The organism is Bartonella sp. LJL80 (genome assembly GCF_054871565.1).
In genome coordinates, this window is the sequence record NZ_JBTXLM010000001.1 from 883,332 (window position 1) to 908,655 (window position 25,324).

Genomic DNA, 25,324 nt, shown 5'->3' on the forward strand with positions numbered 1-25,324 from the left:
GTATGAGCTCCATCCGCGGGAGGATGGATCACTCCTTTACCCTGCTTCTATCTGACAAGAATTCCGGTAAAACAGACCATCAGAGTAGATCTGCGACCCAATGCAAACCTAACATATCGCAGTTTGTAGCTTGTCGCACCTTCGGTGTCCGGCCCACCAGATGCGCGATTTTCATGGGGCCTTGTTAGAGCGCTTTTCGACCTGATTGAATCAGGCCGGCACGTCTCGAGTTTTTATTTGTCGTGTTATTTTATCCGATTGATGATTTACATCAATCGGGAACCGCTCTAAGCGCCTTTTCAATTTCGGGTAGGGTTTCGCGTGTATAGATTTCCGCGGTCAAAGGGCCGATATGCTTATAAAGAATAATGCCATCAGCGCTCAATAAAAAGGTTTCAGGCGGGCCGTAAACACCCCAATCAATTGCTGCGCGACCGGATGGATCGAATCCGATAAGTTTGAACGGATTGCCGAAATTTGACAGAAAACGCTCTGCATTATCGCGATTGTCCTTGTAGTTCACACCAACAAGATCAAAACGGTTATCCTTGCTGATTTCCATAAGAAGCGGATGCTCGTCGCGGCATGGTGGGCACCAGGAGCCCCAAAAATTGACCAAAGTCACGCGACCTTTGAAGTTTTTGGCATCAAACCGACCCTCACCCGACAATAAAGGTAGATCGCTTTCGGGTACCGGCTTACCGGCCAAAGCGTTGGGTACAAGGTTGGCACTGTCAGGATCACTGTTTTCCATATGGTTGAACATGATCGCGACAAGGACAACAAAAAGAATGAAGGGGCCGAATAGAGCCAGCATAACCGGCCAGCGCATCGTTTTTTTTGGGTCAGCCATGGGTGTTTCCAGCGTTTTTTGCACGGCGTGTCAGGCCGCTTGCTTCCAGCTTTGCCAATTTTGCTTTTTGGCGCTTTCCATCAATAAGAATATATCCGACGAGAAACAGCAGCACGATGGCCGATACGGCGTAGCTCAATATGACAATTTGTAGATGATCGAGGCTGCCAAGCCAGAAATCTATGCGATTGGAAAATCCGCCCGAAAAAGATGCTGTCGTGTCATTCATGCGTTGCTTTCCTTATCGCGGATACGGCGTGCAGCCAAACGCTGCATCGTGTGAATGCGCCGACGTGTGATTTCAGTGCGCATGGATACGAGATGCAAGGTAATAAGCGCCAAGGTGAACCCGAGTGCCATCGTTAGCAGCGGCCATAACATGGAGCTATCGATTGCCGAACCGCCAGAGCGTAACAGAGATGCGGGTTGATGCAGTGTGTTCCACCAATCCACGGAAAATTTTATAATCGGAATATTGATAAAGCCTACCAAGGTCAGGATTGCCGCGGCTTTTGCAGCTTTTGAAGCATCGTCAAACGCGCGTGAAAGGGCAATAATAGCCAGATAGATCAGAAATAAAACCAAAACGGATGTCAGTCTGGCGTCCCATTCCCACCACGTCCCCCATGTCGGACGTCCCCAAAGCGAACCGGTTATGAGTGCCAAGGCTGTAAATGTCGCGCCTATCGGGGCCGCACATTTAAGGGAAACATCTGCCAAGGGATGGCGCCACACAAGGGTACCAAGCGCAGAAATGGTCATGATGGTATAACAAAACATCGACAGCCAGGCAAAAGGCACATGCAGATACATGATGCGAACAGTCATGCCTTGCTGATAATCATCCGGCGAGCGTAACACCATAAACAGTCCACAGGCCAGAATGATAAGTGTTATTGCCGTTAACCATGGCAACAATGTTGCACTCAGGCCCATGAAGCGGGTGGGATTGGCCAGAGCTTGCCACCAATTTGGTTTTTTCTGTGTTAATTCCATCATCTCTCCATGATAGGCAGGCTTGCCGCTTGCGGCAACATGGTTTCGTTATTCTGACAAATATTTGAGTGTCATCGCCGCGGCAAATGGCCCAAGAATGCTAAAAAATAATGACAAAGCGATGAGAAACATCAAAGGTGTCAAAAAAGAAATTCCCGGACTGGTTGCGGCATAGGCCGCTGATACCCCGAATATCATCACAGGAACAGCCAAGGGCAGAACGATAATTGATATAAGGACGCCGCCTCGCGGCAGGGACACGGCCAAAGCCGCTCCCACAGCACCGATCAGCGTAATGGCAGGCGTTCCACAAAGAAGCGTCAGCATGACGCTGAAAATGGCCATTGCGTCAAGATTAAGCATAAGTCCCAAGACCGGTGTTATAAAAATCAGCGGCATGATGGTACCCACCCAATGCGCCAGACATTTGATGAACACCACCAGACTGAGGCTCTGGCGATGCCGTGCCAAAATCAGTTGGTCAAGGCTGCCGTCATCGCGGTCGGTCTGAAACAACCGGTCGAGGCCAAGCAGCGTGGCCAGCAAAGCGCCAACCCAGAGCATACCCGGCCCGATGCGAGCCAGGATTGCTTGGTCAGGGCCCACTGCAAACGGCGTGATAATGATGATTGCGGCAAAGAAAAGCAATCCGGTGAGCAGCGAACTGCCCGGACCTGTTGCCATTTTAAGATCGCGCCAGAAAAGGGCTCTCATTCATTTTCCTCCCATACGGGCAAGAAATCCGACATGGCAATGTTGCTATCCTCTTCTACGCCCAACGGGAGATGGGTTGCAGCAATCGCCATTCCATCCTGCAAAAGATGGTTTTGAAGGATCCGTGAAAAGATACCGCTTGCTTGCCTATCAAGACCGGAGGTTGGTTCGTCCAAAAGCCAAATTGGCTGGCTTGAAAGCAACAGGCGGGCAATGGCTACGCGCCGTTTTTGACCGGTAGAGAGGACACCGAATGGCAGGTGGTCGATACCAGATAGCTCGACAGCGCCAAGCGCTTCGGGCGGCGTCATTTTTGGACTGCCTTCAAAAGCCGTCCAAAAAGCAAGGTTTTCTTGCACCGTCAGATGTGGTTTCATCGCGTTGAGGCCGCCAAGATAATGGCAGGCGGCTGATACGGGAAATTCCAGCCCGGATTCCTCTATGACGACACGACCTTCATCGGGATCAAGAAAACCGGCAACGATTCGCAGTAAAGTGGATTTTCCTATGCCGTTCGGCCCGGTGATCGTCATCAATTGCCCGGTATGAAGTGTGAACCCAAGACGATGAAAAAGTATTTCATCACCCCGTCTTGCACTGAGATCGATAGCGGTTAATTGCATGTAAGCACCTGATTTTTATATGCTTCCATAACCTTTCTGACACGGATGGGCAAGTGAACACATTTTTTTGCTCAGATTCAGTCTGGAACAGTTCCAGAAAAGTCTCTATAAAGCAAAAACCACACCAGCGGTCGGTGTGGAACGAATTTTTGGGCCGGTCTCCAAGTCTGCCGATTTTGGCGGTTGAGGAACGGACAGCGGAAATGACTGCACCCGCACCGTATCTGCGATCTTGACCCGCAGTTTGTGGCGTTCGTTCCGGGAGCTTTTGGCTCGCAAGCATAAGGACGAACAGTCGTGTCTAAAATAGATAGTTTCAAGTGCCGCAAGACTCTCAATGTCAATGGCAAGGACTTTGTTTATTACAGTCTGATCGAAGCCGAAAAAAACGGTCTTGAAGGCGTTTCCCGCCTGCCGTTTTCCATGAAGGTTCTGTTAGAGAACCTCTTGCGGTTTGAAGATGGTCGTACGGTCAAGAAAGAAGACATTCTCAATATTGCTAAATGGCTTGTCGATAAGGGCAGTGCCGGTGCAGAAATCGCCTATCGCCCGTCTCGCGTTCTCATGCAGGACTTTACCGGTGTGCCTGCTGTTGTTGATTTGGCAGCCATGCGCGATGCCATGGTGAAGCTTGGTGATGACGCGGAAAAAATCAACCCGCTCGTTCCTGTTGATCTTGTCATCGACCATTCGGTCATTGTTGACGATTTTGGGAATCCGCTGGCGTTCAAGCATAATGTTGATCTTGAATATGAGCGTAACGGCGAACGTTATCGCTTCTTGAAATGGGGCCAGCAGGCATTCAAGAATTTCCGCGTCGTGCCGCCCGGCACAGGCATCTGCCATCAGGTGAACCTTGAATATCTGGCGCAATGCGTCTGGACCAAGGATGAAGATGGCCACACGGTCGCTTATCCGGATACATGTGTGGGGACCGACTCTCACACGACCATGGTCAACGGTCTAGGTGTTCTTGGTTGGGGTGTCGGCGGTATCGAGGCTGAGGCAGCCATGCTCGGTCAGCCCGTTTCCATGCTTCTGCCGGAGGTCATCGGTTTCCGTTTGACAGGAAAACTAAAAGAAGGGGTCACCGCGACCGACCTTGTTTTGACGGTCACGCAGATGCTGCGCAAAAAAGGTGTCGTTGGTAAATTCGTTGAGTTCTTTGGCCCGGGTCTCGAACATATGACATTGGCGGATCGCGCGACCATTGCCAATATGGGGCCTGAATATGGCGCAACATGCGGCTTCTTCCCGATTGATAAGGAAACCGTGCGTTATTTAAACATGACAGGTCGTGATGAAGACCGGATTGCGCTGGTCGAAGCCTATTCCAAAGCACAAGGAATGTGGCATGATGATAAAACCGCAGATCCTGTTTTCACCGATACGATCGAATTGGATATGGGCAGTGTCGTTCCATCGATGGCGGGTCCGAAACGTCCAGAAGGTCGTATTCCGCTTGAAGATGTTGGCAGCGGATTTGCGACTGCATTGGCCAATGAGTATAAGAAAACAAGTGGCCAGACCACACGTTATGCGGTTGAAGGCGAAGAGTTTGAAATTGGCCACGGCGATGTCGCAATTGCTGCCATCACTTCATGTACCAATACGTCCAATCCAAGTGTTTTGATTGCTGCCGGTCTTTTGGCGCGCAATGCCGTTGCCAAGGGACTGAAAACCAAACCATGGGTAAAGACGTCTTTGGCTCCCGGTTCTCAGGTTGTCGAGGCCTATCTGGCCAATTCCGACCTGCAAAAAGACCTTGATGCTTTGGGCTTCAATCTCGTTGGTTTTGGTTGCACGACCTGTATTGGTAATTCAGGGCCGCTTCCACCGGCTATTTCCAAAACAATCAATGACAAAGGTTTGATTGCTGCGGCAGTGCTCTCCGGCAACCGTAACTTCGAAGGTCGTGTTTCACCCGACGTTCAGGCCAATTATCTGGCTTCACCGCCATTGGTTGTTGCGCATGCGCTGGCTGGCACGGTTACCAAAGATTTGACAACAGAGCCTTTGGGTATCGGTTCCGACGGCAAGCCGGTTTATCTCAAGGATATCTGGCCGACCTCGCAGGAAATACAGGAATTCATTGAAAAGAACGTCACCCGCAAGATCTTTGCAGAAAAATATGCCGATGTCTTCAAAGGTGATGAAAACTGGCAGCAGGTTCAGGTTCCTGCCGGCGAAACCTATGCATGGGATGATAAATCAACCTATGTGCGCAATCCTCCTTATTTCGAGAATATGCCGAAGGTTCCCGCGAAACTTGAAAATATCGACGGCGCCCGTATCCTTGGTTTGTTCGGTGACAAAATCACGACCGACCATATTTCGCCGGCCGGTTCGATCAAGGTCGATTCGCCAGCCGGTAAATATCTGACCGATCATGGTGTGAAACCGGCTGACTTCAACCAGTATGGAACCCGTCGTGGTAACCACGAAGTGATGATGCGCGGTACCTTTGCCAATATTCGTATTCGCAACTTCATGTTGGGCGAAAATGGCCGTGAAGGTGGTTACACCATCCACTATCCAAGCAAGGAAGAAGAATCCATCTATGATGCTGCGATGCAGTATAAAAAGGAACATGTTCCTTTGGTGGTCTTTGCCGGAATTGAATATGGCAATGGTTCGTCCCGTGACTGGGCCGCCAAGGGCACCAATCTGCTTGGCGTTCGTGCGGTTATCGCTCAGTCATTCGAGCGTATTCACCGTTCAAACCTTGTCGGTATGGGTATTGTTCCGTTTGTTTTCGAGGATGGTGCCAGTTGGAAGTCATTGGGTTTGAAGGGTGACGAGTTGGTCACCATCGACGGTATCAATGAATTGAAGCCACGCCAGAAGACTGTTGCCAAAGTAACCTATGCTGATGGAACTGTAAAAGACGTGCCGATTCTATGTCGCGTCGATACGGTAGATGAGCTGGACTACCTGCATAATGGCGGTATCCTGCAATATGTGTTGCGTAATTTGGCCGCTTAGAGCGATAGCCAGGCTAAAAAATGGGGCGCAGTCGCTGCGCCCCATTTGTTTTTTACCGCAGGGTAAGAGAATCTGATTGACGTAGTATCAAAAGTTACGTTATAAGCCCGCCAAAGATAAGCGGCATATCGGCCGCAATTTGTGTTTTCAGGCATTATATGCCGTCCAGTTAGAAGAGAGAGATAGACTCATGGCGAATACACCTTCGGCCAAAAAAGCAGCGCGCAAGATTGCAGCGCGCACAGAGGTCAACAAGGCACGCCGCTCGCGCGTTCGTACATTCATCCGTAAATTTGATGATGCCGTTGCCGGTGGTGACAAGGCAGCAGCAGAAGTCGCTTTCAAGGCTGTAGAGCCTGAAATGATGCGTGCGGTTACCAGAGGCGTTATTCATAAGAATACAGCGTCACGCAAAGTGTCACGCTTGGCAAAGCAGCTTAAAGCGCTTTCAGCTTAATATACGTTTTGGGGCTATTGGCCTTTTTGATGCGATTGATAAAACCGGCTCCTGCAAAGGAGTCGGTTTTTTTGTTTTTTTGATCGTAATCAAACGAAAAAAACACCTCTGAAATTCAATATTTTTAGAATAAAAATTAAGTATAAATTAACGTAAAAAACTGTTTTAAATCATAAGGTTAATGAGGTTATCCACAGGCTTGAAATGGGTAGGGTGGAAGCGATTTTTGTCAAGCATTTTTTTTTAATTTTTTTTTAACGGTTGCGCCAATCGATCTCTTTGATCGATCGAAAATGAAAAAGCTTATTGAATCAAAGTGATTAGGCGTTTTGGTCATGCTCATGCCAGCATTTTCGGGCGCTGAGCGGGGTGAGATGCGTGGTTTTGCCCTCTTGCATTTATAGGTATCGTTTTTGTATGGTCTTTTGACGGGAGCCGTAAGCTTTCTTAATTTTCTGGTGGGGCCGGCCAATAGTGGCGACCGGGCGGAAAAGGCAGAAAGTAACGGCGCAGGGCTGCAGGGGCTCCATGGGGGTCTGTAGTGTTTGCGTCGCGGTTCGCCTGAATGGTGTTTGGAGGTGCAATGCCTCTTGGGCTTTCAGGATGTCTTTACAGGCTGTGTCTGGAAAAAATAATCCGGAACATGGTTGATGCGGAATGAAATGATTATCATTTGTTCCGGTCATTTGTAGGAACGGAATTGTTAGGGGTCTGAACGAATTTTTATTGGGCGTAAGAGCCATGTGTCGGCGGGTTTACTGAATCCGTCGCGGATGAATTTGTGTTTTTGTAGTGAGAGATGACGGATGGTGTAGTCGGAAAGCTCAATTGAAAGTTTTCATCAAGTTGCTACACAAAGTTGTTGTCAGAGAGAATGATGCGTAAAATGTCGAATGTGAATGGGATTGTGTCTGATGAAGCGGCCGTTGAAGACGGTATTCATCATTTGGTGGCACAAGAAGATGGTGTGGAGCTTTTTGCTCGCGTTATGGCACAATTAAAGGCGCAGGTTGGCACGGAGGCTTATACAAGCTGGTTCGGCCGCCTGAAGCTCGATGAATATAGCCGCAGCCTGGTTCGCCTTTCCGTCCCGACAGCTTTTTTACGCTCGTGGATCAATAATCACTATGCCGCCATGCTGACAGATTTGTGGCGTCAGGAATGCCCCACGCTGCTGCGTGTGGAAGTTGTTGTTCGTGGAATGAACCGCGTTACAAAACCAACCGTTGCAAAGCCGGGTGAAGAGGCCGGTGCCAATCTTGTTCGTGAACAAGCCTCTCCCGCATCTTTGCGGAACAGGATTGAACGTTTTCCGAGCGATGGGCAGCCGAGTGTATTTGGTTCACCTCTTGATACGCGCTATACTTTCGACAGTTTTGTGGAAGGGGCTTCAAATCGCGTTGCGCTCGCCGCAGCCCGTTCGATTGCTGAAAGCCATAAAAGTGCATTGCGCTTTAATCCGTTGTTTATTCATGCGTCTGTCGGTCTTGGTAAGACCCATTTGCTGCAGGCAATTGCTGCCGCTGCATTGCAGCGTCCGACACCTGTACGCGTCATTTATTTGACGGCTGAGTATTTTATGTGGCGCTTTGCCACGGCCATTCGCGATAATGATGCTTTGTCTTTCAAAGAGCAGCTGCGTGATATTGATCTGTTGATTATCGATGACATGCAATTCCTGCAGGGAAAATCGATCCAGCACGAGTTCTGTCATCTGCTCAATATGCTTCTCGACAGTGCAAAGCAGGTTGTTGTGGCTGCGGATCGTCCGCCAGCAGAGCTGGAATCCCTTGATGTGCGTGTTCGCTCGCGTCTTCAAGGTGGTGTCGCGCTGGAGATCGAGTCGCCGGATTTTGAAATGCGTCTGGAAATGCTGCGTCAGCGCTTGAAGAATGCCCAGCAGGATGATGCCGCCGTGGCGATTCCCGAAGATGTATTGGCGCATATCGCAAAGACCGTCTCTGGTTCGGGGCGTGATCTTGAAGGCGCATTTAACCAGTTATTGTTCCGGCAATCCTTCGAGCCAGATTTGTCGCTCAACCGTATAGACGAATTGTTGGATCATTTGACCCGTTCAGGTGAGCCAAAACGTATTCGTATAGAGGAAATACAGCGCGTTGTTGCGCGCCATTATAACGTCTCGAAGCAGGATTTGCTGTCAAATCGGCGTACCCGCACGATCGTAAAGCCGCGTCAGGTGGCAATGTATCTGGCTAAGATGTTAACGCCGCGTTCGTTGCCGGAAATCGGGCGTCGTTTCGGTGGTCGCGATCATACCACCGTGCTTCATGCTGTGCGTAAGATCGAAGATCTGGTGGGTGGTGATCAACAATTGGCCAAGGAGCTTGAACTGCTCAAGCGCCTGATCGGTGAGCAGGCGGCCTAGTCACAGCCTTTATCAACAGACAAGATAGCTATCGGATGCAGCATCACTTGCATTTGGAGCAGGAATGCTGCCATTTTAAACTTTTACCAACGCTATTGGGTGTGTGATTCCTTATTTTAACGGGGAAGCTCATCGTTGCGTTGGAAATACAGGTTTAATCGGCAGAGTATAAGCGAGTATCCAATATGCGCATTACAGTTGATCGTAGTCATCTTTTGAAGTCCCTTGGTCGGGTTCACCGCGTGGTGGAACGCCGCAATACAATTCCTATCCTGTCAAACGTGTTGATTGATGCCGTCAATGGTGGAATGGAGTTAAAGGCAACCGATCTTGATCTTGAGGTGACAGAGTCGACCGGTGCCAATGTTGAGCAGGCCGGATCGACGACTGTTCCCGCTCATCTCTTATATGATATTGTGCGTAAGCTCCCTGATGGCGGCGAGATCATGCTATCCGTTGGCGAAGACGGAAATGCAATGTCAGTGGTGTCAGGGCGGGCAAACTTTCGTTTGCAATGTCTGCCGAAGGCCGATTTTCCAGAATTGAGTGCTGGCCAGTTCAGCCATAGTTTCTCTTTGTCGGCCTCCGCCCTCAAGCGTTTGATTGATTGCACGCAGTTTGCCATTTCAACGGAAGAAACCCGATATTACCTCAATGGTATTTACTTTCATGTTATCGACAATAACGGTTTGAAACTTCGTACAGTTGCAACCGACGGACACCGTTTGGCGCAAGCAGAAACCGATGCCCCTTCAGGTTCCGAGGGGATGCCGGGTGTGATCATTCCACGGAAGGCTGTGGGAGAGTTGCAAAAACTGTTAGGCGAAGAATCCGATAATGAAATTCGTATCGAGGTTTCCGAATCCAAGATACGTTTCGTGGTTGCCTCTGTCGTGCTTACGTCGAAATTGATTGACGGTACATTCCCCGAATATCAGCGCGTTATTCCTGTCGGCAATGATAAAAAACTGACAATCAATCGGCAAAGTTTTGCATCGGCAGTTGATCGTGTTTCGACCATTTCGAGCGATCGCGGACGTGCCGTTAAGCTGACGATTGAGAATGGTCAGCTGACATTGACCGTAAACAACCCTGATTCGGGCAGCGCTGAGGATCAGATTGTCGCCGATTATGAGGCTGATTCTATCGAGATCGGTTTTAACTCACGCTACCTTTTGGATATCACATCGCAGCTTTCAGGTGATGAAGCCGTCTTCATGTTGGCTGATGCAGGTGCACCGACACTCATTCGCGATAACGATGATGCTGACGCGCTTTATGTGCTGATGCCAATGCGTGTATAGGGATAGTTTGCGTGAACGCGCTTGACGGGCAAGCACAAAGGGTGGTCGTCCGGCAGTTGCAACTTACCAACTATCGTAATTATAATTCTTTTGCCCTAGGTTTTTCAGGGCAGCATGTCGTCTTTACCGGCCATAATGGTGCCGGTAAGACCAATCTTCTGGAAGCGCTTTCTTTTTTGTCGCCGGGGCGGGGGCTGCGGCGCGCAGCCTATAACGATATTCCCGCATCAATGCGTTCCGATGGTGGCTTTGTCGTTTTTGCCCACTTGCAATCAGCTTTATATGGTGACGTCAATATTGGAACGGCACTCGAGGCCGGTGAGGGTGGGCGTAAAATCCGCATCGATGGCACGAATACACCCGCAGATCGTCTGGCGGAATACTGCCGCGTCAGCTGGCTCATACCGGCGATGGACGGATTATTCACTGGTTCAGCAGCCGACAGACGCCGATTCCTGGATAGGATGGTTCTTGCGATTGACCCCGCTCATGCTCGTCGCGTTATGGATTTTGAAAAGTTGATGCGTTCGCGCAATCGGCTTTTGCTGGAAGGCAGCCGGGATGGCAGCTGGTTTGACGCATTGGAAGTGCAGATGGCGGAGCTGGCAACCGCAATAGCTGCCGCACGTTTGGATGTCGTCAGATTGTTGGAAGAGATGGGTGCTGCCTATACGGCTGATTCTACCTTTCCGCGCGCCGCCCTGTCTGTTGATGGATTATTGGAGCAATCATTGACTATCCGCTCTGCCATTGATGTTGAGGAAGACTATATGCAGCGCCTGCGCAACGGTCGGGAGTTGGATCGTGCTACCGGACGCACAATGGAAGGGCCGCATCGCAGTGATCTGCAGGTTATCTATGCGGATAAAAACATGGCTGCCGCTCTATGTTCAACCGGTGAACAAAAAGCGCTGTTGACGGGCCTTATCTTATCACACGCGCAAGTGACCGCGAAGGTTTCGGGGATGGCACCCATTCTGTTGCTTGATGAAATGGCCGCGCATCTTGACCATAGGCGTCGTGCTGCTCTCTTTGATATTCTTGATGACCTTGGCGGTCAGGCATTTATGACGGGTACGGACCGCGCGCTATTCAATGCGTTAGAAGGGCGGGCTGAATTTTTTGAAATAGCGGATGGGGCTTTGTTCTCGATGTAAACATGGTAAGCTGGCGGGAAACCCCAGATCATTGCATAATCGAAAGTGTACCAATGCCGAAAAATATATTGATTCTAAATGGACCCAATCTTAACTTTCTGGGCAAAAGGGAACCGGATATTTATGGTCACGAAACGCTGGACGATATTGAGGCGCTTTGTCACAAGCGTGCTTCATCTTTCGGTCTCGGTGTTACGTTTCAGCAAAGCAATTGCGAAGGCGAGCTGGTCGGATGGATACAGGAAGCAATCGGGACGAAAGATGCAATCGTCATCAATCCGGCCGCCTATAGCCATACATCGGTTGCTATTTTGGATGCTTTGAAAATGTTTGCAGGCCCGGTCGTAGAGGTTCATCTTTCCAACATCCATCAAAGGGAGGCATTTCGCCATCATTCCTTTGTCTCGGCGCGGGCAGATGCTGTGATTGCCGGGTGTGGCAGCGCAGGGTATGAATTTGCAATTGAATATATCGGTCGCAAGCTGTCCAAAGTGTAAGAAAACAGCGAGAAAACCGCGCAATATTGACGCAGGGGGGCAAAATCCCCTTGCGAAATTCTACCCAAGGAGTAAGACGTGCCCAGATGATGCCACAATTGCGTTTGTGGCAACGTCATGTCTGGTTGCTATTGGGGTTGATTTTTTCAGAACCATAGACGGTCGGACAGGGAAAGTTGGAGAGGTGGAAAGCCGCTTTTCCTTGACGAAATGAACATAAATACCCTCGCGCAAGAATATGCGATGCATATAAAGAGGCAGGTAAGAATGAAAAACTTTGGTAAACTAACTGGGCTGTTGGGTGTTTTAGCATCTGCTTTGCTCTTGTCGGGTTGTGAATTTGATGTTCTCAATCCGGCGGGCTACGTTGCGCATCAACAGCTAATTTTGATTATTATCTGTGTTGTTGTGATGCTGTGCGTCGTCATTCCGGTGATGATTGCTATTGTTGCTTTCGCAATCAAATATCGTGCCACCAACACCGAAGCAGAATATCTGCCGGATTGGGGACATTCCAATAAAGTGGAAACCTTCATGTGGGGTATTCCAATCGTGATCGTGGCTGTTTTGGCAGCCCTGACCGCTTACTACACCTTTAAGCTTGAGCCATCTAAACCGCTTTCAACGGCAGTTGCTGGTGATGCCAAGCCTGTTCAGATCGACGCTGTAGCGCTCGATTGGAAATGGCTTTTCATCTATCCGGAATATGGTGTTGCTTCTATTAATGAGATCTACGCACCGGAAGGCCGTCAGGTTTTCTTGCAGTTGACCTCTGAAAGCTCCGTCAACGCTTTTTGGGTGCCTAAGCTTGGTACCGTTCTTTATGCTATGCCGCAGATGAACGCCAAGTTGCACCTTATTGCTGATCAGCAGGGCGCATTTAACGGCTCATCCGCAAACTATAGTGGTGATGGTTTCTCGAATATGCGTTTCAAGTGGCATTCAGTGTCACAGGGCGAGTTCGATAACTGGGTCGCCAAAGCCCGTGAGAGCGGTAATACGCTTGATCGTGCATCTTATCGTCAGCTTTCATTCGCCCCGAAAATGGGTGATGTAGCGGGTAAGGAAAAAGATGCGGAAGTACGCTATTTCTCGCAGGTTGAAAAGGGTCTCTATTATCGGATTGTCAATCGTTGTGTAGACGACGGTACAACGTGTAACGAAGACCAGATGAAACTTGCAGCGGCTCAGACGTTGTGGGGCGAACTGTGCTCCGTGTTTGATCCGGGTGTGGTTCAAAAGCAGTAAAACTATCGAGGAAGGGGCCTGCTCTCTTAACGGCAGTGTCCCCTCCAAACCGAAATTCATTTGATATGGGTTGAAAAATGTTTGGAAGACTTACAGACCCGGTAGCCGGAGCGTTTCATGCGCTGACGCATGAACCCATTGTCCTATACACATGCATTGCCATTGTTGTATTGGGTGTTGTGGTTCTTGCAGCCCTTACGCTCCTCGGCTGGTGGGGAATTCTGTGGCGCAACTGGATTACGACGGTTGACCACAAACGCATCGGTATCATGTATATCGTGCTTGCCATTGTCATGCTTGTGCGCGGCTTTGCCGACGCTATCATGATGCGTACACATCAGGCTTTTGCGCTCGGCACGGAAAATGCCGGTTACTTGCCGCCTGATCACTTTGACCAGATTTTCTCGGCGCATGGCACCATCATGATTTTCTTCATGGCAACGCCATTGCTGTTCGGCATTTTCAACTATGTTTTGCCGCTACAGTTGGGTGCCCGCGATGTGGCTTTCCCTTTCGCCAACAATCTGGGCTTCTGGATCACCTTTGCAGGTGCCATCCTTATCAACATTTCGCTCGGTATCGGTAATTTCGGTCGCGGTGGCTGGTTGATGTATCCTCCTTTCTCGGAGCTTGCGAATAGCCCCGATACAGGTGTGGATTATTATCTCTGGTCCTTGCAGCTATCCGGTATTGCGACGACGATGGGTGCAGTCAACTTTGTGGCGACAATCATCAAAATGCGTGCCCCTGGCATGACCATGATGAAGATGCCGGTTTTCTGCTGGACTGCATTGGTTTCAAACGTTCTTATCCTTGTAATCTACCCACCTTTGGCAGTTGCTTACGCATTGCTCGCTGGTGACCGTTACCTTGATATGAATTTCTTCACCAATACCGCTGGCGGTAACCCGATGGTCTGGATCAACTATGTCTGGATATTCGGTCACCCTGAAGTTTATGTTTTGGTTGTACCTGCTTTCGGTATTATTTCTGAAATCGTTCCAACCTTCTCGTCCAAACGTCTCTTCGGTTATACGTCGATGGTTTGGGCTGTTCTGGTGATTTTGATCCTTTCGCTTATCGTTTGGGGTCACCACTTCTTCACCATGGGTGGCGGCGAGGCTGTTAACACATTCTTCGGTGTTGCAACGATGATCATCGCGATCCCGACCGGTGTGAAGGTCTTCAACTGGCTCTTCACCATGTATAAGGGCCGCATTCGCTTCGAGCCTCCAATGTTGTGGGCTATGGGCATGATGTTCACCTTCGTCGGTGGCGGTTTGACCGGTGTTCTTCTGGCAATTGTTCCTGCTGACTGGCAGTTCCACAATTCGCTGTTCCTGGTTGCTCACTTCCACCACACGATTATTGGCGGCGTTGTGTTCTCCTATCTCGGTGGTCTGGCCTTCTGGTTCCCGAAAGCATTCGGTATCAAGCCAAATCGCGCTTTGGGTATCGCATCGTTCTGGTTCTGGTTCGTCGGTTTCTATGTGGCTTTCTTCCCGATCTATGCGGTCGGCTTGATGGGCGCTACCCGTCGTCTCCAGCACTATGTGGAAGCAAGCTGGCAGCCAATGTTTATGATTGCCGCTGTTGGTGCGTTCATCATCCTTCTTGGTATCCTTTGCTTCGTGCTGCAAGTTGTGCTCGCCATCTGGTATGGTATTAAGCACAAGGGCTCTTTGCCTGTCATGCAGAACGATCCATGGGGCGATGCCCGTACGTTGGAATGGTCGATTTCTTCGCCTCCTCCAGCTTACAACTTCGCATCAATTCCTGTGGTTCAGTCGGATGATGCCTACTGGGATATGAAACAACGCGGTGAAAGCCGTAAACAGAACGGTTTCGACAAAATCCATATGCCTTCCAATACAGGTGCAGGTTTTGTTGCAGGCATCCTGATGCTGGTACTGGGTTTTGCTCTTGTCTGGCACATCTGGTGGTTGGTTGCTGTAAGCTTTATCGCTTTCGTTGTAACCATTCTTCACCATTCGCTGAGCGGTAACCATCATGGCTACTACATTTCAGCTGAAGACGTGCAAAAGACGGAAGACGAATTCGGCGCCGTTCTTAAGGCACAAGGAGTAAAAGCATGAGCGCGACAGCATTAAATACCGCTCACGCGGACGACCATCATCACGACAGCAGTTCGACGATGACTTTCGGGTTCTGGGTTTATATCCTTTCGGACTTGATTCTCTTCTCGACATTGTTCGCCACTTTTGCAGTGTTTGCCTCCGCCTATGGCGGCGGCAAGCCCGGCAAGGAGTTTATCGACCTGAACTTCGTTCTGGTTGAAACGGCACTGTTGCTGTTCTCATCGATCACTTATGGCTTGGCTATGGTGCAGGTGTATAAGGGCAATTTGGGCGGGGTGAAAACCTGGCTCGGTATTACCTTCATTCTCGGCGCCTGCTTTATCGGAATGGAAATTTACGAGTTTCATCATCTTCTTGGTGAAGTGTTCTATTTCGATCCAGCTGCCTATGCCGGTATTGATCCTGAAACCGGCCTGAAAATTTTCGGTAAAGAAGTTCTTTCCGCCTATTGGTCAGCCTTCTTTGTGTTGGTCGGCACACACGGTCTACACGTCACAACCGGTCTGATCTGGATGGCATTGATGTTTGTACATCTAAGCCGCCGTGGTCTGGATGAAGACAACAAGACACGTTTGGCTTGCTTGTCTATCTTCTGGCACTTCCTTGACATCGTCTGGGTTGGCGTCTTTACCGCTGTCTATCTTCTGGGAGCACTGTAATGAGCGCACATGATGAAGCACACGGTGCAAGCACCGGTAAATACATGGTCGGCTTTATCTTAGCCGTCATTTTGACCCTCGCATCATTCATTCCTGTTATGCAGGGCATGCTTGATAACTGGGCTGTCAGCACCAAGGTCATCTACCTTATCGGTATGGCTTTGATCCAGATCGTGGTTCAGATTGTTTTCTTTCTGCACCTCAATCAGGGGCCAGATGCCAAGTGGAATGTTGGCTCAATGTGGTTTGCTGCTGTCTGTGTATTCGTCATTATTGGCGGTACATGGTGGGCGATTTCCCATCTTAACTACAATATGATGGGTGGTTCAGGCCGTATCATTCAGCCGGATCTGTTGGATCAGTTGCCTGGTGGAGCTCCTGCTCCTGCTGCGGAAACTGAACCGGCAGCACCCGCTCAATAGGCATTAAAGATTGCAGCTGTCATTGACAGTGCGATTGAGAAAAGTGAAAAGCCCCGCATTGCGGGGCTTTTTGTTTTGGTTACGATTCAAAATGATCAGTGCACCATGCGATTGAGTTTGATGCTTCCGAGAAGACAACCGCATGGCTTAGAGTGATGGCTGTAAACACCCTTTGGTCGGAACCTATTCAAATTCTCGGACAGGCGACGTTCACAAGAAGTCGAAACTGCGTCGGTTTAGATTTATTCACCGCGATCGACAGTTCCAACGTGGTTTTCTCACTCAAAGTGCGTGGCATTATCCCCAGATGTTGAGCTATTGCACTCTTTGAATCCTCAAAAAATAGATTGCACACAGGCTTTGCGGAAAGACGGCTCGACTATCGGATAGATACGAAATTGCCAATTTAACAAAAAAGCGCTCGGTTGTTTACCGAGCGCCATTGCTTCAAAGTAGGATATTTGTTGATCGAACTTAGCTTTCCTGGATATGTGCTTCCAGAAACCATAGGTTCTTATCAAGATCGCGCGAAGCGGCGGTGAAGATATCGGCTGTATCCGCATCGCCAGCTTCATCGGCTTCGTCGATTGCCTTACGCATTTCATTTGCAGCATCGCCATAACGCTCGATCAAAGCTAACAAATGATCATGCACTTTATAGATGTCAGTCGGATAATCTTTCAAACTTGAAGTCTCATTCACTGTTTGAGTGGTGCCGAGTGCTGTTGCACCAAGTTGCACTGCACGCTCCGCAATGATATCGACATGCTCATCAAGAGTGTCGCGGAAGCCGTCAAGCATTTCATGGACGCCAATGAAATTGGGACCCTTTAAGTTCCAATGGGCTTGCTTGGTAATCAAAGCAAGATCAATCATATTGGCAAGGTTCTTGTTCAGCAGGGCGACTGCAGTCGTTTTGGCATTCGAAGCCATATCATTACGGGTTTTGTGGTTCTTAATCATAACTATCTCCGCTTGAATTTACTACATCGTGCTAACGCATCAGGCGTCATAAGGTTCCATTAAAAAAAAACTTGCCGTCCATAAGCAAAACCCTAATTCACTCGCCATGATGCAAATTGAACAATACACCCAAAACCCAATATTCCAATATCAAAGCTTCGGGAGGACAAATATGGAGTCTGTCGCGCTTTTCCTTGATATCGATGGCACGCTGATCGACATAGCCAGTACGCCCGACCAAGTGGTCGTCCCGACAGATTTGGGACGGACACTGCAAAAATTATATGCCAAATTGGATGGCGCGCTTGCTCTCGTGACAGGCCGCAGCATTTCGGATGCCGACCGTCTGCTTGGCGTACGCCTGCCGGTGGCGGGCCTACATGGTGCAGAGATAAGGGATGCTCAGGGCCTCTATCACCGTTGCCCGACATCGTTGCGCTTTGACCAGGCAAAAAAGTTCCTGAAACGTGAAGTTGAAAATTGGAATGGGCTGCTCATCGAGGATAAAGGGGCGGCGATCGCGCTTCACTTCCGGCAAAATCCTGAACTTCAACCCATTGCGGGCGATCTGATCGTCAAGGCGTTAAACATGGCTGGCCCGAACTATGCTGCCCAACGCGGTCGCATGGTGGTGGAATTGAAACCGGCAGCGCCAGACAAGGGAAAAGCCCTCCGTTTCTTCATGAAAGATCCTTCTTTTGCCGAGCGCCGACCTATTTGTTTCGGCGATGACCTGACAGATGAGTCGATGTTTGTCACGGCACGAAATTTTGGTGGTCTATCGGTGAGCATTGGCAGAAGATTGCCTATGAGTGCCGCCGTTTGCAGCTTGCCGACGCCTCAGAGCTTGCGTAAATGGCTTGAAAGTCGGTTGTTATGAGCCGTATCATTGTTGTTTCCAACCGCGTACCGCTGCCGGAGAAAAACGGCGATCTTCCGGCAGGAGGGCTAGCTGTAGCCCTCCATGCTGCCTTGCAAAAACAGGGTGGCATTTGGATGGGGTGGTCTGGAAAAACAATGTCGGCCGCCAAGAAACCGGAAATCTCGATGCAGCAGAATGGTCGCATACAATATGCGCTGATGGATTTATCCCGCCGTGATATGGAAGAGTATTATGCGGGGTTTGCCAATCGGATGTTGTGGCCGCTCTGCCACTACCGCATTGATTTGATTGATTATGCGCGTCAGGATATGTCGGGATATTTTCGGGTTAATCGGCTGTTTGCGGAAAAGCTTGCGCCGTTGATTGAACCGGATGATATTATCTGGGTTCATGACTACCATTTGATCCCGTTAGCGTCAGAACTGCGCCAGATCGGTATTTCAAATCCCATCGGTTTTTTCATGCATATCCCTTGGCCGCCAGCGGATGTGTTCTTCACCTTGCCGGTCCACGAAACCATATTACGCGGCTTGGCGGCATATGACGTTGTCGGCTTTCAGACCGATCATGATGTTGATAATTTCACCAATTGTCTTGAACGCGAAGGCGTGGGCGGAAGAGGAGAGGACGGACGTTTTTATGCGTATAATCAGGCATTTCATGCCGCTGCCTTTCCGATAGGCATTGATACTGCTGATTTTGCCGCAATGGCTGCGAATAACAGCAATAATCATAAATTGAATCGCATGAAGCAAAGCCTGGGTGAAAGAGATCTTATTATTGGCGTTGATCGGCTGGATTATTCGAAGGGCATCATTCATCGTTTGGAGGCGTATGAACGCTTTATCCAATCATATCCGGGAAGCCGAGGGCGCGTCACTTTCTTACAAATTACGCCGAAATCTCGCAGTGATGTTGCTGAATATGAGACGATGCAGAAACGGGTTGCAGAACTGGCCGGGCGTATCAATGGTGATCATGGCCGCATTGATTGGACGCCGATACGCTACGTCAATCAGTCGACGCAACGAGATGTTTTGGCAGGCCTATACCGGGCTGCGAGAGTTGGGCTGGTCACTCCATTGCGTGATGGGATGAATTTGGTCGCAAAAGAATATGTAGCTGCACAAAACCCTGAAGACCCCGGTGTTCTTGTATTATCGCGTTTTGCTGGCGCGGCACGTGAGTTGAAGAATGCTCTTCTCGTCAATCCTTATGACAGAGACGCAATGAGTGATGCCATTGCGCGCGCACTTTCTATGTCTTTGGAAGAGAGAATCCAGAGATGGCACCCTATGAAGGAACAATTGGATCGGAATAATGTTGCTCGATGGTGTGCTGATTTTCTTGAGGTTTTACGGGGCACGCCTGTTGCCCAGGTTCCGCCGATGGCCATGGCTATATAAATTGGGTCTCCGACCGGTATAAAATTGCTCCAATCCATGTTGTCGCTGAACAGACATGGTTATTTCCGCTGGCATCCACACGCCGCCAGGGCGTTCGAGCTGCTTCTGTCACGGATCACCATGATATTCTCACGTTGGACATCACCATGTTTAAAGCGCTTTCCGACCTGATGCTATCCGGCCGGCGCGTCTCAAGCTTTTGATTTGTCGCGGTATCTCATCCGATTGATGATTCATAGCAATCAGGAACCGCTCTAGAAAAGAGAGAATTTTAAAGACTGTATTCTTTCGTTTCGCCAAACAATGATTTAAAACAGCGTGATGATAACACTTGCGATTGATACAGCTTCCAATAATTGCGCTGTTGCTATTGTCGAAGATGGCAAGCAGCGGGCGCGTGTCAGTGAGACCATTGGCAAGGGACATGCGGAAAAACTGGTTGGCCAAATAACGCTTGCGCTTCAGCAATCTGAGTTGGCCTTGGCGATGGTCGACAAGTTCATTGTCAATATCGGCCCCGGTTCATTTACAGGTGTCAGGATCGGTGTTTCAACTGCACGTGCACTATCGCTCGCTTTGCAAAAACCGGCTATCGGTGTCAGTTCACTTGAAGCAATAGCCTATGAGGCACAACAGGCGCACGCAAATCGCGGCGTTACCGCCTTGATCGATGCCGGGCGCGACATGGTTTATCGTCAGGACTTTTGTGCAGATTCAAAGCCTCTCAAAACGCCTTATTTGCAAACTCGCACCGATTGTGTCCTGTCACTGATGCCAGATTTTGTGCTTTCGGGGCCTGCAGCAAATCTTATCGCCAGCATGCAAGACGATGCTATTGCCAATATTTTTGTGATCGAAAGCGCCGATGTTTTGACCTATTCCGCCCTTGGTGCGTTAAAAGACGCTGACGGTCGTCCGAAACCTTTATATTTGCGCGATGCTGATGCCAAACCGCAAACAGGCTATGCCCTGCCCAGGACGCAGGCATGATCGGCTTTCCTTTTGCCAAAAACAATTTTTCGGTTTCGCCTATCACGACGGACGACAGTGCGTTGCTTCATGACATCCATCGTCACTCTTTTCTTCATGTTTGGGATGAGGATACATTCAGCGGGTTCCTTTTGGATCGGCAGGTTTTTGGCTTTCTATTACGTCTTGTCGGGCAACCAAACAGAATATTGGGCTTTGTCTTGTGTCGATTGATCGTCGATGAGGCTGAAATCATCACCATTGCAGTGCACCCCAACTTTAGGGGCAGAGGTGTTGGCCAGCGCTTAATGGACGCAGTCTTGCGCCATCTCCATCACGAACGGGCGACAGCCTTGTTCCTTGAAGTGGATGAAAGTAACGGTTCTGCACTGCAACTTTATAAGCGTTTTGGCTTTGTTGAAGTTGGGCGTCGGCCTGCTTACTATGAAACTTCTGCTGGGCGGAGTGATGCTTTGATTATGCGAAGAAGTTTTCAGCAAAAAGATTGAGATTTGCCCGAAAAACGGCTAGAAGCGCGCTATGAGCGAAGCAAACCAAAAAAATCAGATCGACAATACCCGTAAGGTTTTTATCAAGACCTATGGGTGTCAGATGAATGTCTATGACAGCCAGCGGATGAGCGACAGCCTTGACGCCGAAGGCTATGTTGCAACAGAAACCCCTGATGACGCTGATCTCATCTTGGTCAATACATGTCATATCCGTGAAAAAGCCGCTGAAAAGCTCTATTCCGATTTGGGGCGGTTGCGTGTTCTTCGGCAAAAGAGAATGCCCTCCAGGCCATTGACCATTGGTGTTACGGGCTGCGTTGCGCAGGCTGAAGGCGAGGAAATCCTCCGTCGTGCGCCCGGCGTCGACTTGGTTGTCGGCCCGCAAACCTATCATCGATTGCCGGAGTTGTTGCAGAAGGTCAAGCAAGGCAAAAAGGTTGTTGAAACGGAATATGCCGTTGAAGACAAATTTGCCCATTTGCCCGCCCATAATCGGCGTGCAGTGCAAAAACGCGGTGTAAGTGCTTTTTTGACCGTCCAAGAGGGTTGCGACAAATTCTGTACGTTCTGCGTTGTCCCATATACACGCGGGGCCGAGGTTTCGCGCAGTGTTGAACAGATAACCGAAGAAGCTCGGCAACTGGTCGATGCCGGAGTGCGTGAAATAACGCTTCTTGGCCAGAATGTGAATGGTTGGCATGGTGCGGGCACGGATGGCAAAACATGGCGGCTGGGCGAACTGCTCTACCATCTGGCAGAAATTGAGGGTGTCAAGCGGCTCCGTTATACAACGAGCCATCCGCGCGATATGGATGACAGCCTGATTGCTGCCCATCGCGATTTGGACATGTTGATGCCCTATCTTCATCTGCCGGTACAATCCGGTTCGGATCGTATCCTGAAGGCGATGAACAGGCAGCACAAGGCGGCTGATTATCTCGCTTTGATTGACCGCATCCGTTCTGTTCGGCCCGATATAGCATTTTCAGGTGATTTTATTATCGGTTTTCCGGGTGAAACAGATGAAGACTTTGAAGATACAATCAAACTGATTGAGCATGTCGGCTATAGCACTGCCTATTCTTTCAAATATTCTCCAAGGCCGGGAACCCCCGGAGCATCGATGAAAGGCCATGTCGAAGAAAAAGTCAAAGATGAGCGCTTACAGCGTTTGCAGGCGCTGTTGCTTGATCAACAGCATGCATTTTTACGCTCCAAGGTCGGGCAGGCCACAGACGTGCTGATCGAAAAGGCCGGAAGGCATGACGGACAAATGATGGGGCGTTCACCATGGCTTCTGCCTGTAGCAGTCACGACCGACGCCAAGATTGGTGATATTATTCAAGTTGATCTGCAGGATGCGCGGTCAAATAGTTTGTTCGGCGTTACCGTTGCATAGCCGAAACACGGAAATTCGGTATGACAAAACTTCCCAGTGACAAAATGTGTTTCACTTTCGATAATCCGCACTATATTAAAGCTGAGTGAGTTTTTTTCAGGAGAACGGGTTGAACACTTCAACCGGCAAAAAGCCGACAGGCAAATCCAAATCTGATATTACCGACAGCCGGACTGGCGCATCTGATATGGCGCATATTGTTTTGACATTCGAAACAAACCGCCATGCCAGCGCCGTTTTCGGAAAATTCGACGAAAATCTGGCCCGCATCGAGCAAAAGCTTGGTGTTGACGTGCGTGCTCAGGGAAACGAGGTTTCCATTCGGGGCGCTTCCGCGGAAACGGAGATCGCACGTCAGGCGCTTGATCAGCTCTATGGCCTGGTAAAGAGCGGGCAAGAGCCCGGCCTTTCGGATGTTGATGGCGCAATCGCCATGGCTGGTGCGGCAGATGACCAATTGGAGCTTCCGACGATGGAACAAGCAGCCGCCAAATTGGCCATCGCGCGCATTTCGACGCGTAAAAAAACGATTTATGCCCGCACTCCGACGCAGGATGCCTATATGCGGGCGTTGGAACGGGCAGAGCTGGTTTTCGGTGTTGGTCCGGCTGGAACAGGTAAAACCTATCTTGCTGTCGCCCATGCTGCAATGCTGCTTGAGCGTGGCGTGGTAGAACGCATTATTCTTTCTCGTCCAGCGGTGGAGGCGGGCGAAAGGCTTGGCTTTCTGCCAGGCGATATGAAGGAAAAAGTCGATCCCTATCTGCGTCCCCTTTATGACGCTTTATACGATATGATGCCGGCTGAAAAGGTTGAACGGGCTTTGGCTGCCGGTGTGATAGAAATTGCGCCGCTTGCTTTTATGCGCGGGCGCACATTGGCTCATTCCGCCGTTATCCTTGACGAAGCGCAAAATACCACATCGATGCAGATGAAAATGTTTTTAACGCGGTTAGGCGAAGGTGCGCGAATGATCGTCACCGGTGATCCAAGTCAGGTTGATCTTCCTGCCGGGCAACGATCCGGATTAACCGAAGCGATGCGGATTTTGGGCAATGTCGAAAATATTGTCACGGTGAGGTTCAACGAGAAAGATGTTGTTCGTCATCCTCTGGTAGCCGCCATTGTCACGGCCTATGACCGTGATGCGCGTGAGCAGGCTGAAAAACGCCGACAAGGCAATGCGACAGCTGCGAGCGACGGAAAATGACAGTATCGACGGATATTGCCATCGCAAGCGAAGGCTGGGCGGAACAGCACGTGCTACAAAGCATTGTCGAAGCAGCGCTGACCGCCACGTTGAAGCGACTAGGTTTAGAAGATTTGGAAAGTGAGCTGAGCCTCGTCTTCACCAATGATGATGAGATCCGCCGGATTAATGCTGAATGGCGTCGAATTGACAAAGCGACGAATGTTCTATCTTTTCCGGCATTTCCAGTTAAAGCAGGAGATAAAGCGGGGCCGATGTTGGGTGATATTATTGTTGCCTGTGAAACTGTGACCCGTGAAGCGGACGAAGAAAATAAGCGCTTTGAAGATCATCTCAGCCATTTGCTGGTTCATGGGCTCCTCCACCTTATGGGCTACGATCATGAAAATGATGAGGATGCCGAACAAATGGAGCAACTGGAAAGAGAAATTCTGCATAGTCTTGCTATTGCAGATCCTTATGCGGTATCGTTTTAAAAAGAACACAATTGAAGTTAATAGAGCGTCAATATAATATTGGGATATATTCTCTGGTTTGATAAGCAAAAACACCAGAAGATTTCGGGATCATGACAGAAAAAACAAACAGTTCGAATAATGCCGATCCCTCACAGGATAGTGAGGGGCAGAGTCCGCAGCGCACGCAAAATGCGGAAAAGCGTTCATTGCTTGGCAATCTTTTTCCATTTTTACGTGCGCGCAATAACTCTTCCTTGCGGGACGATCTGACAGATGCGTTAGCCGCGGATAATAATGATGAAAACGCATTATTTTCACCCGAAGAGCGTATCATGCTCAACAATATTCTACGGCTTCGCGAAACGCGGGTGGAAGATGTGATGATACCTCGGTCTGAAATCGAGGCTTTGGAAATCAACACCACGTTGACAGAAGCGTTGGACCAGTTCGAAAAGTCGGGACATTCGCGTATGCCGGTATATGCCGAAAGCATGGATGATCCTCGTGGCATGATCCATATTCGCGACGTGTTGAACTTTATTACCCGTTCAGCACGTCCGGGAAAAAAAGACGGCGCATTGGATTTATCCCATGTGGATTTTTGTCAGCCAATCGGACAACTTGATCTCATTCGCACGGTACTGTTTGTGCCAGGCTCCATGCTGGCGAGCCAGCTTTTAACACGGATGCAGGCCACGCGTACGCAGATGGCGTTGGTTATCGATGAATATGGCGGCACAGACGGTTTGGCATCCATGGAAGATATCGTCGAACTTGTCGTCGGTGATATTGAGGATGAACATGACGACGTCGATATTCTGATCATTCGTGAGCCGGATAATAAGTGGCTGGTTGATGCCAGCGCCGAACTTGAGGATGTCGAGGAAGCACTCGGTCCTGATTTCGATGTCAAGGAACATGGTGAAGATGTTGATACGATCGGTGGATTGATTGTATCGGTATTGGACCGGATTCCTGCCAAGGGTGAATTGGTAGAACCCGTTCCAGGCTATCGTATCCGTATTCTCGAGGCAGATAAGCGTCGGATCAAGCGCATACGTATTCAGCGAATTCCAGACGATGAACGCAAAAGTCTTTCTGAGAAGTCGTCGTCTAAGGATTAA

At 49.6% G+C, this 25,324-nt stretch carries 24 protein-coding genes; 18 read left to right on the forward strand and 6 right to left on the reverse strand.

All coding sequences use genetic code 11. The features are described from left to right. Positions 1-271: 271 nt before the first annotated feature. Genes ACYSNS_RS03955 through ccmA form a run of 5 tightly spaced genes read right to left on the reverse strand, consistent with a single transcriptional unit; the run spans position 272 to position 3,186 of the window. Complete coding sequence (locus tag ACYSNS_RS03955; protein WP_461721808.1) at positions 272-853, reverse strand: DsbE family thiol:disulfide interchange protein; 582 nt, start codon at positions 851-853, stop codon at positions 272-274. Next, positions 846-1,082: a heme exporter protein CcmD gene (gene ccmD, locus ACYSNS_RS03960; protein ID WP_461721809.1), complete on the reverse strand. Its 237-nt coding sequence runs from the start codon at positions 1,080-1,082 to the stop codon at positions 846-848. Before ccmD ends, ACYSNS_RS03955 begins: the two co-directional genes overlap by 8 nt. Next, positions 1,079-1,849, reverse strand: a complete 771-nt coding sequence (locus tag ACYSNS_RS03965) for a heme ABC transporter permease (RefSeq protein ID WP_461721909.1) — start codon at positions 1,847-1,849, stop codon at positions 1,079-1,081. Before ACYSNS_RS03965 ends, ccmD begins: the two co-directional genes overlap by 4 nt. A gap of 48 nt (positions 1,850-1,897) precedes the next feature. After that, positions 1,898-2,563 (reverse strand): heme exporter protein CcmB, encoded by a 666-nt coding sequence (gene ccmB / locus ACYSNS_RS03970; protein WP_461721810.1) that lies wholly within the window; start codon positions 2,561-2,563, stop codon positions 1,898-1,900. Further along, a complete protein-coding gene (gene ccmA / locus ACYSNS_RS03975; protein ID WP_461721811.1) occupies positions 2,560-3,186 on the reverse strand; it encodes a heme ABC exporter ATP-binding protein CcmA in 627 nt (208 codons plus the stop codon). Before ccmA ends, ccmB begins: the two co-directional genes overlap by 4 nt. Positions 3,187-3,483: 297 nt before the next feature. Here ccmA and acnA point away from each other — a divergent pair, with 297 nt between their 5' ends. The 10 genes from acnA (at position 3,484) to cyoD (ending at position 16,400) form a co-directional block, all read left to right on the forward strand. Continuing rightward, the gene (acnA, locus tag ACYSNS_RS03980) at positions 3,484-6,171 is read left to right on the forward strand and encodes an aconitate hydratase AcnA (RefSeq protein ID WP_461721812.1); all 2,688 of its coding nucleotides are present in this window, start codon (positions 3,484-3,486) and stop codon (positions 6,169-6,171) included. A 190-nt stretch (positions 6,172-6,361) separates the two neighbouring features. Further along, on the forward strand, positions 6,362-6,628 hold the full coding sequence (rpsT, locus tag ACYSNS_RS03985) for a 30S ribosomal protein S20 (protein WP_461721813.1): 267 nt from the start codon (positions 6,362-6,364) through the stop codon (positions 6,626-6,628). 886 nt (positions 6,629-7,514) lie between these two features. Then, positions 7,515-9,014: a chromosomal replication initiator protein DnaA gene (gene dnaA, locus ACYSNS_RS03990; RefSeq protein WP_461721814.1), complete on the forward strand. Its 1,500-nt coding sequence runs from the start codon at positions 7,515-7,517 to the stop codon at positions 9,012-9,014. A gap of 185 nt (positions 9,015-9,199) precedes the next feature. Then, positions 9,200-10,318 (forward strand): DNA polymerase III subunit beta, encoded by a 1,119-nt coding sequence (dnaN, locus tag ACYSNS_RS03995; RefSeq protein ID WP_461721815.1) that lies wholly within the window; start codon positions 9,200-9,202, stop codon positions 10,316-10,318. Between the two features lie 11 nt (positions 10,319-10,329). Then, positions 10,330-11,475, forward strand: coding sequence for a DNA replication/repair protein RecF (recF, locus tag ACYSNS_RS04000; RefSeq protein WP_461721816.1), 1,146 nt, complete (start codon positions 10,330-10,332; stop codon positions 11,473-11,475). Positions 11,476-11,528: 53 nt separating this feature from the next. Then, complete coding sequence (gene aroQ, locus ACYSNS_RS04005; protein ID WP_461721817.1) at positions 11,529-11,972, forward strand: type II 3-dehydroquinate dehydratase; 444 nt, start codon at positions 11,529-11,531, stop codon at positions 11,970-11,972. 267 nt (positions 11,973-12,239) lie between these two features. Further along, positions 12,240-13,220, forward strand: a complete 981-nt coding sequence (gene cyoA, locus ACYSNS_RS04010; protein WP_461721818.1) for a ubiquinol oxidase subunit II — start codon at positions 12,240-12,242, stop codon at positions 13,218-13,220. A 77-nt stretch (positions 13,221-13,297) separates the two neighbouring features. Then, the gene (gene cyoB, locus ACYSNS_RS04015) at positions 13,298-15,316 is read left to right on the forward strand and encodes a cytochrome o ubiquinol oxidase subunit I (RefSeq protein ID WP_461721819.1); all 2,019 of its coding nucleotides are present in this window, start codon (positions 13,298-13,300) and stop codon (positions 15,314-15,316) included. After that, the gene (locus ACYSNS_RS04020; protein ID WP_461721820.1) at positions 15,313-15,978 is read left to right on the forward strand and encodes a cytochrome (ubi)quinol oxidase subunit III; all 666 of its coding nucleotides are present in this window, start codon (positions 15,313-15,315) and stop codon (positions 15,976-15,978) included. The genes cyoB and ACYSNS_RS04020 overlap by 4 nt, the downstream gene beginning before the upstream one ends. Next, positions 15,978-16,400: a cytochrome o ubiquinol oxidase subunit IV gene (gene cyoD / locus ACYSNS_RS04025; RefSeq protein ID WP_461721821.1), complete on the forward strand. Its 423-nt coding sequence runs from the start codon at positions 15,978-15,980 to the stop codon at positions 16,398-16,400. The genes ACYSNS_RS04020 and cyoD overlap by 1 nt, the downstream gene beginning before the upstream one ends. 474 nt (positions 16,401-16,874) lie before the next feature. Here the strand turns inward: cyoD and dps are convergent, their stop codons facing one another. Beyond that, a complete protein-coding gene (gene dps / locus ACYSNS_RS04030) occupies positions 16,875-17,363 on the reverse strand; it encodes a DNA starvation/stationary phase protection protein Dps (protein ID WP_461721822.1) in 489 nt (162 codons plus the stop codon). 172 nt (positions 17,364-17,535) lie between these two features. Here dps and otsB point away from each other — a divergent pair, with 172 nt between their 5' ends. From otsB to ACYSNS_RS04070, 8 genes are all read left to right on the forward strand, one after another. Further along, positions 17,536-18,243 (forward strand): trehalose-phosphatase, encoded by a 708-nt coding sequence (gene otsB, locus ACYSNS_RS04035; protein WP_461721823.1) that lies wholly within the window; start codon positions 17,536-17,538, stop codon positions 18,241-18,243. Beyond that, the gene (gene otsA / locus ACYSNS_RS04040) at positions 18,240-19,652 is read left to right on the forward strand and encodes an alpha,alpha-trehalose-phosphate synthase (UDP-forming) (RefSeq protein WP_461721824.1); all 1,413 of its coding nucleotides are present in this window, start codon (positions 18,240-18,242) and stop codon (positions 19,650-19,652) included. The genes otsB and otsA overlap by 4 nt, the downstream gene beginning before the upstream one ends. A 321-nt stretch (positions 19,653-19,973) precedes the next feature. Beyond that, complete coding sequence (gene tsaB, locus ACYSNS_RS04045; RefSeq protein ID WP_461721910.1) at positions 19,974-20,642, forward strand: tRNA (adenosine(37)-N6)-threonylcarbamoyltransferase complex dimerization subunit type 1 TsaB; 669 nt, start codon at positions 19,974-19,976, stop codon at positions 20,640-20,642. Then, on the forward strand, positions 20,639-21,130 hold the full coding sequence (gene rimI / locus ACYSNS_RS04050) for a ribosomal protein S18-alanine N-acetyltransferase (protein WP_461721825.1): 492 nt from the start codon (positions 20,639-20,641) through the stop codon (positions 21,128-21,130). Before tsaB ends, rimI begins: the two co-directional genes overlap by 4 nt. 31 nt (positions 21,131-21,161) lie before the next feature. Continuing rightward, positions 21,162-22,532, forward strand: coding sequence for a tRNA (N6-isopentenyl adenosine(37)-C2)-methylthiotransferase MiaB (gene miaB, locus ACYSNS_RS04055; protein WP_461721826.1), 1,371 nt, complete (start codon positions 21,162-21,164; stop codon positions 22,530-22,532). Between the two features lie 187 nt (positions 22,533-22,719). Continuing rightward, positions 22,720-23,742, forward strand: a complete 1,023-nt coding sequence (locus ACYSNS_RS04060; RefSeq protein ID WP_461721911.1) for a PhoH family protein — start codon at positions 22,720-22,722, stop codon at positions 23,740-23,742. Beyond that, positions 23,739-24,218 (forward strand): rRNA maturation RNase YbeY, encoded by a 480-nt coding sequence (ybeY, locus tag ACYSNS_RS04065; RefSeq protein WP_461721827.1) that lies wholly within the window; start codon positions 23,739-23,741, stop codon positions 24,216-24,218. Before ACYSNS_RS04060 ends, ybeY begins: the two co-directional genes overlap by 4 nt. 92 nt (positions 24,219-24,310) lie before the next feature. After that, the gene (locus tag ACYSNS_RS04070) at positions 24,311-25,324 is read left to right on the forward strand and encodes a hemolysin family protein (protein WP_461721828.1); all 1,014 of its coding nucleotides are present in this window, start codon (positions 24,311-24,313) and stop codon (positions 25,322-25,324) included.

What these genes read in the sequence shown, in the direction of transcription:
- ACYSNS_RS03955 (WP_461721808.1), bottom strand. Translation starts at nt 853, where the DNA reads ATGGCTGACCCAAAAAAAACGATGCGCTGGCCGGTTATGCTGGCTCTA.
- ccmD (WP_461721809.1), bottom strand. Translation starts at nt 1,082, where the DNA reads ATGAATGACACGACAGCATCTTTTTCGGGCGGATTTTCCAATCGCATA.
- ACYSNS_RS03965 (WP_461721909.1), bottom strand. Translation starts at nt 1,849, where the DNA reads ATGGAATTAACACAGAAAAAACCAAATTGGTGGCAAGCTCTGGCCAAT.
- ccmB (WP_461721810.1), bottom strand. Translation starts at nt 2,563, where the DNA reads ATGAGAGCCCTTTTCTGGCGCGATCTTAAAATGGCAACAGGTCCGGGC.
- ccmA (WP_461721811.1), bottom strand. Translation starts at nt 3,186, where the DNA reads ATGCAATTAACCGCTATCGATCTCAGTGCAAGACGGGGTGATGAAATA.
- rpsT (WP_461721813.1), top strand. Translation starts at nt 6,362, where the DNA reads ATGGCGAATACACCTTCGGCCAAAAAAGCAGCGCGCAAGATTGCAGCG.
- dnaA (WP_461721814.1), top strand. Translation starts at nt 7,515, where the DNA reads ATGTCGAATGTGAATGGGATTGTGTCTGATGAAGCGGCCGTTGAAGAC.
- dnaN (WP_461721815.1), top strand. Translation starts at nt 9,200, where the DNA reads ATGCGCATTACAGTTGATCGTAGTCATCTTTTGAAGTCCCTTGGTCGG.
- aroQ (WP_461721817.1), top strand. Translation starts at nt 11,529, where the DNA reads ATGCCGAAAAATATATTGATTCTAAATGGACCCAATCTTAACTTTCTG.
- cyoA (WP_461721818.1), top strand. Translation starts at nt 12,240, where the DNA reads ATGAAAAACTTTGGTAAACTAACTGGGCTGTTGGGTGTTTTAGCATCT.
- cyoB (WP_461721819.1), top strand. Translation starts at nt 13,298, where the DNA reads ATGTTTGGAAGACTTACAGACCCGGTAGCCGGAGCGTTTCATGCGCTG.
- ACYSNS_RS04020 (WP_461721820.1), top strand. Translation starts at nt 15,313, where the DNA reads ATGAGCGCGACAGCATTAAATACCGCTCACGCGGACGACCATCATCAC.
- cyoD (WP_461721821.1), top strand. Translation starts at nt 15,978, where the DNA reads ATGAGCGCACATGATGAAGCACACGGTGCAAGCACCGGTAAATACATG.
- dps (WP_461721822.1), bottom strand. Translation starts at nt 17,363, where the DNA reads ATGATTAAGAACCACAAAACCCGTAATGATATGGCTTCGAATGCCAAA.
- otsB (WP_461721823.1), top strand. Translation starts at nt 17,536, where the DNA reads ATGGAGTCTGTCGCGCTTTTCCTTGATATCGATGGCACGCTGATCGAC.
- otsA (WP_461721824.1), top strand. Translation starts at nt 18,240, where the DNA reads ATGAGCCGTATCATTGTTGTTTCCAACCGCGTACCGCTGCCGGAGAAA.
- tsaB (WP_461721910.1), top strand. Translation starts at nt 19,974, where the DNA reads ATGATAACACTTGCGATTGATACAGCTTCCAATAATTGCGCTGTTGCT.
- rimI (WP_461721825.1), top strand. Translation starts at nt 20,639, where the DNA reads ATGATCGGCTTTCCTTTTGCCAAAAACAATTTTTCGGTTTCGCCTATC.
- miaB (WP_461721826.1), top strand. Translation starts at nt 21,162, where the DNA reads ATGAGCGAAGCAAACCAAAAAAATCAGATCGACAATACCCGTAAGGTT.
- ACYSNS_RS04060 (WP_461721911.1), top strand. Translation starts at nt 22,720, where the DNA reads ATGGCGCATATTGTTTTGACATTCGAAACAAACCGCCATGCCAGCGCC.
- ybeY (WP_461721827.1), top strand. Translation starts at nt 23,739, where the DNA reads ATGACAGTATCGACGGATATTGCCATCGCAAGCGAAGGCTGGGCGGAA.
- ACYSNS_RS04070 (WP_461721828.1), top strand. Translation starts at nt 24,311, where the DNA reads ATGACAGAAAAAACAAACAGTTCGAATAATGCCGATCCCTCACAGGAT.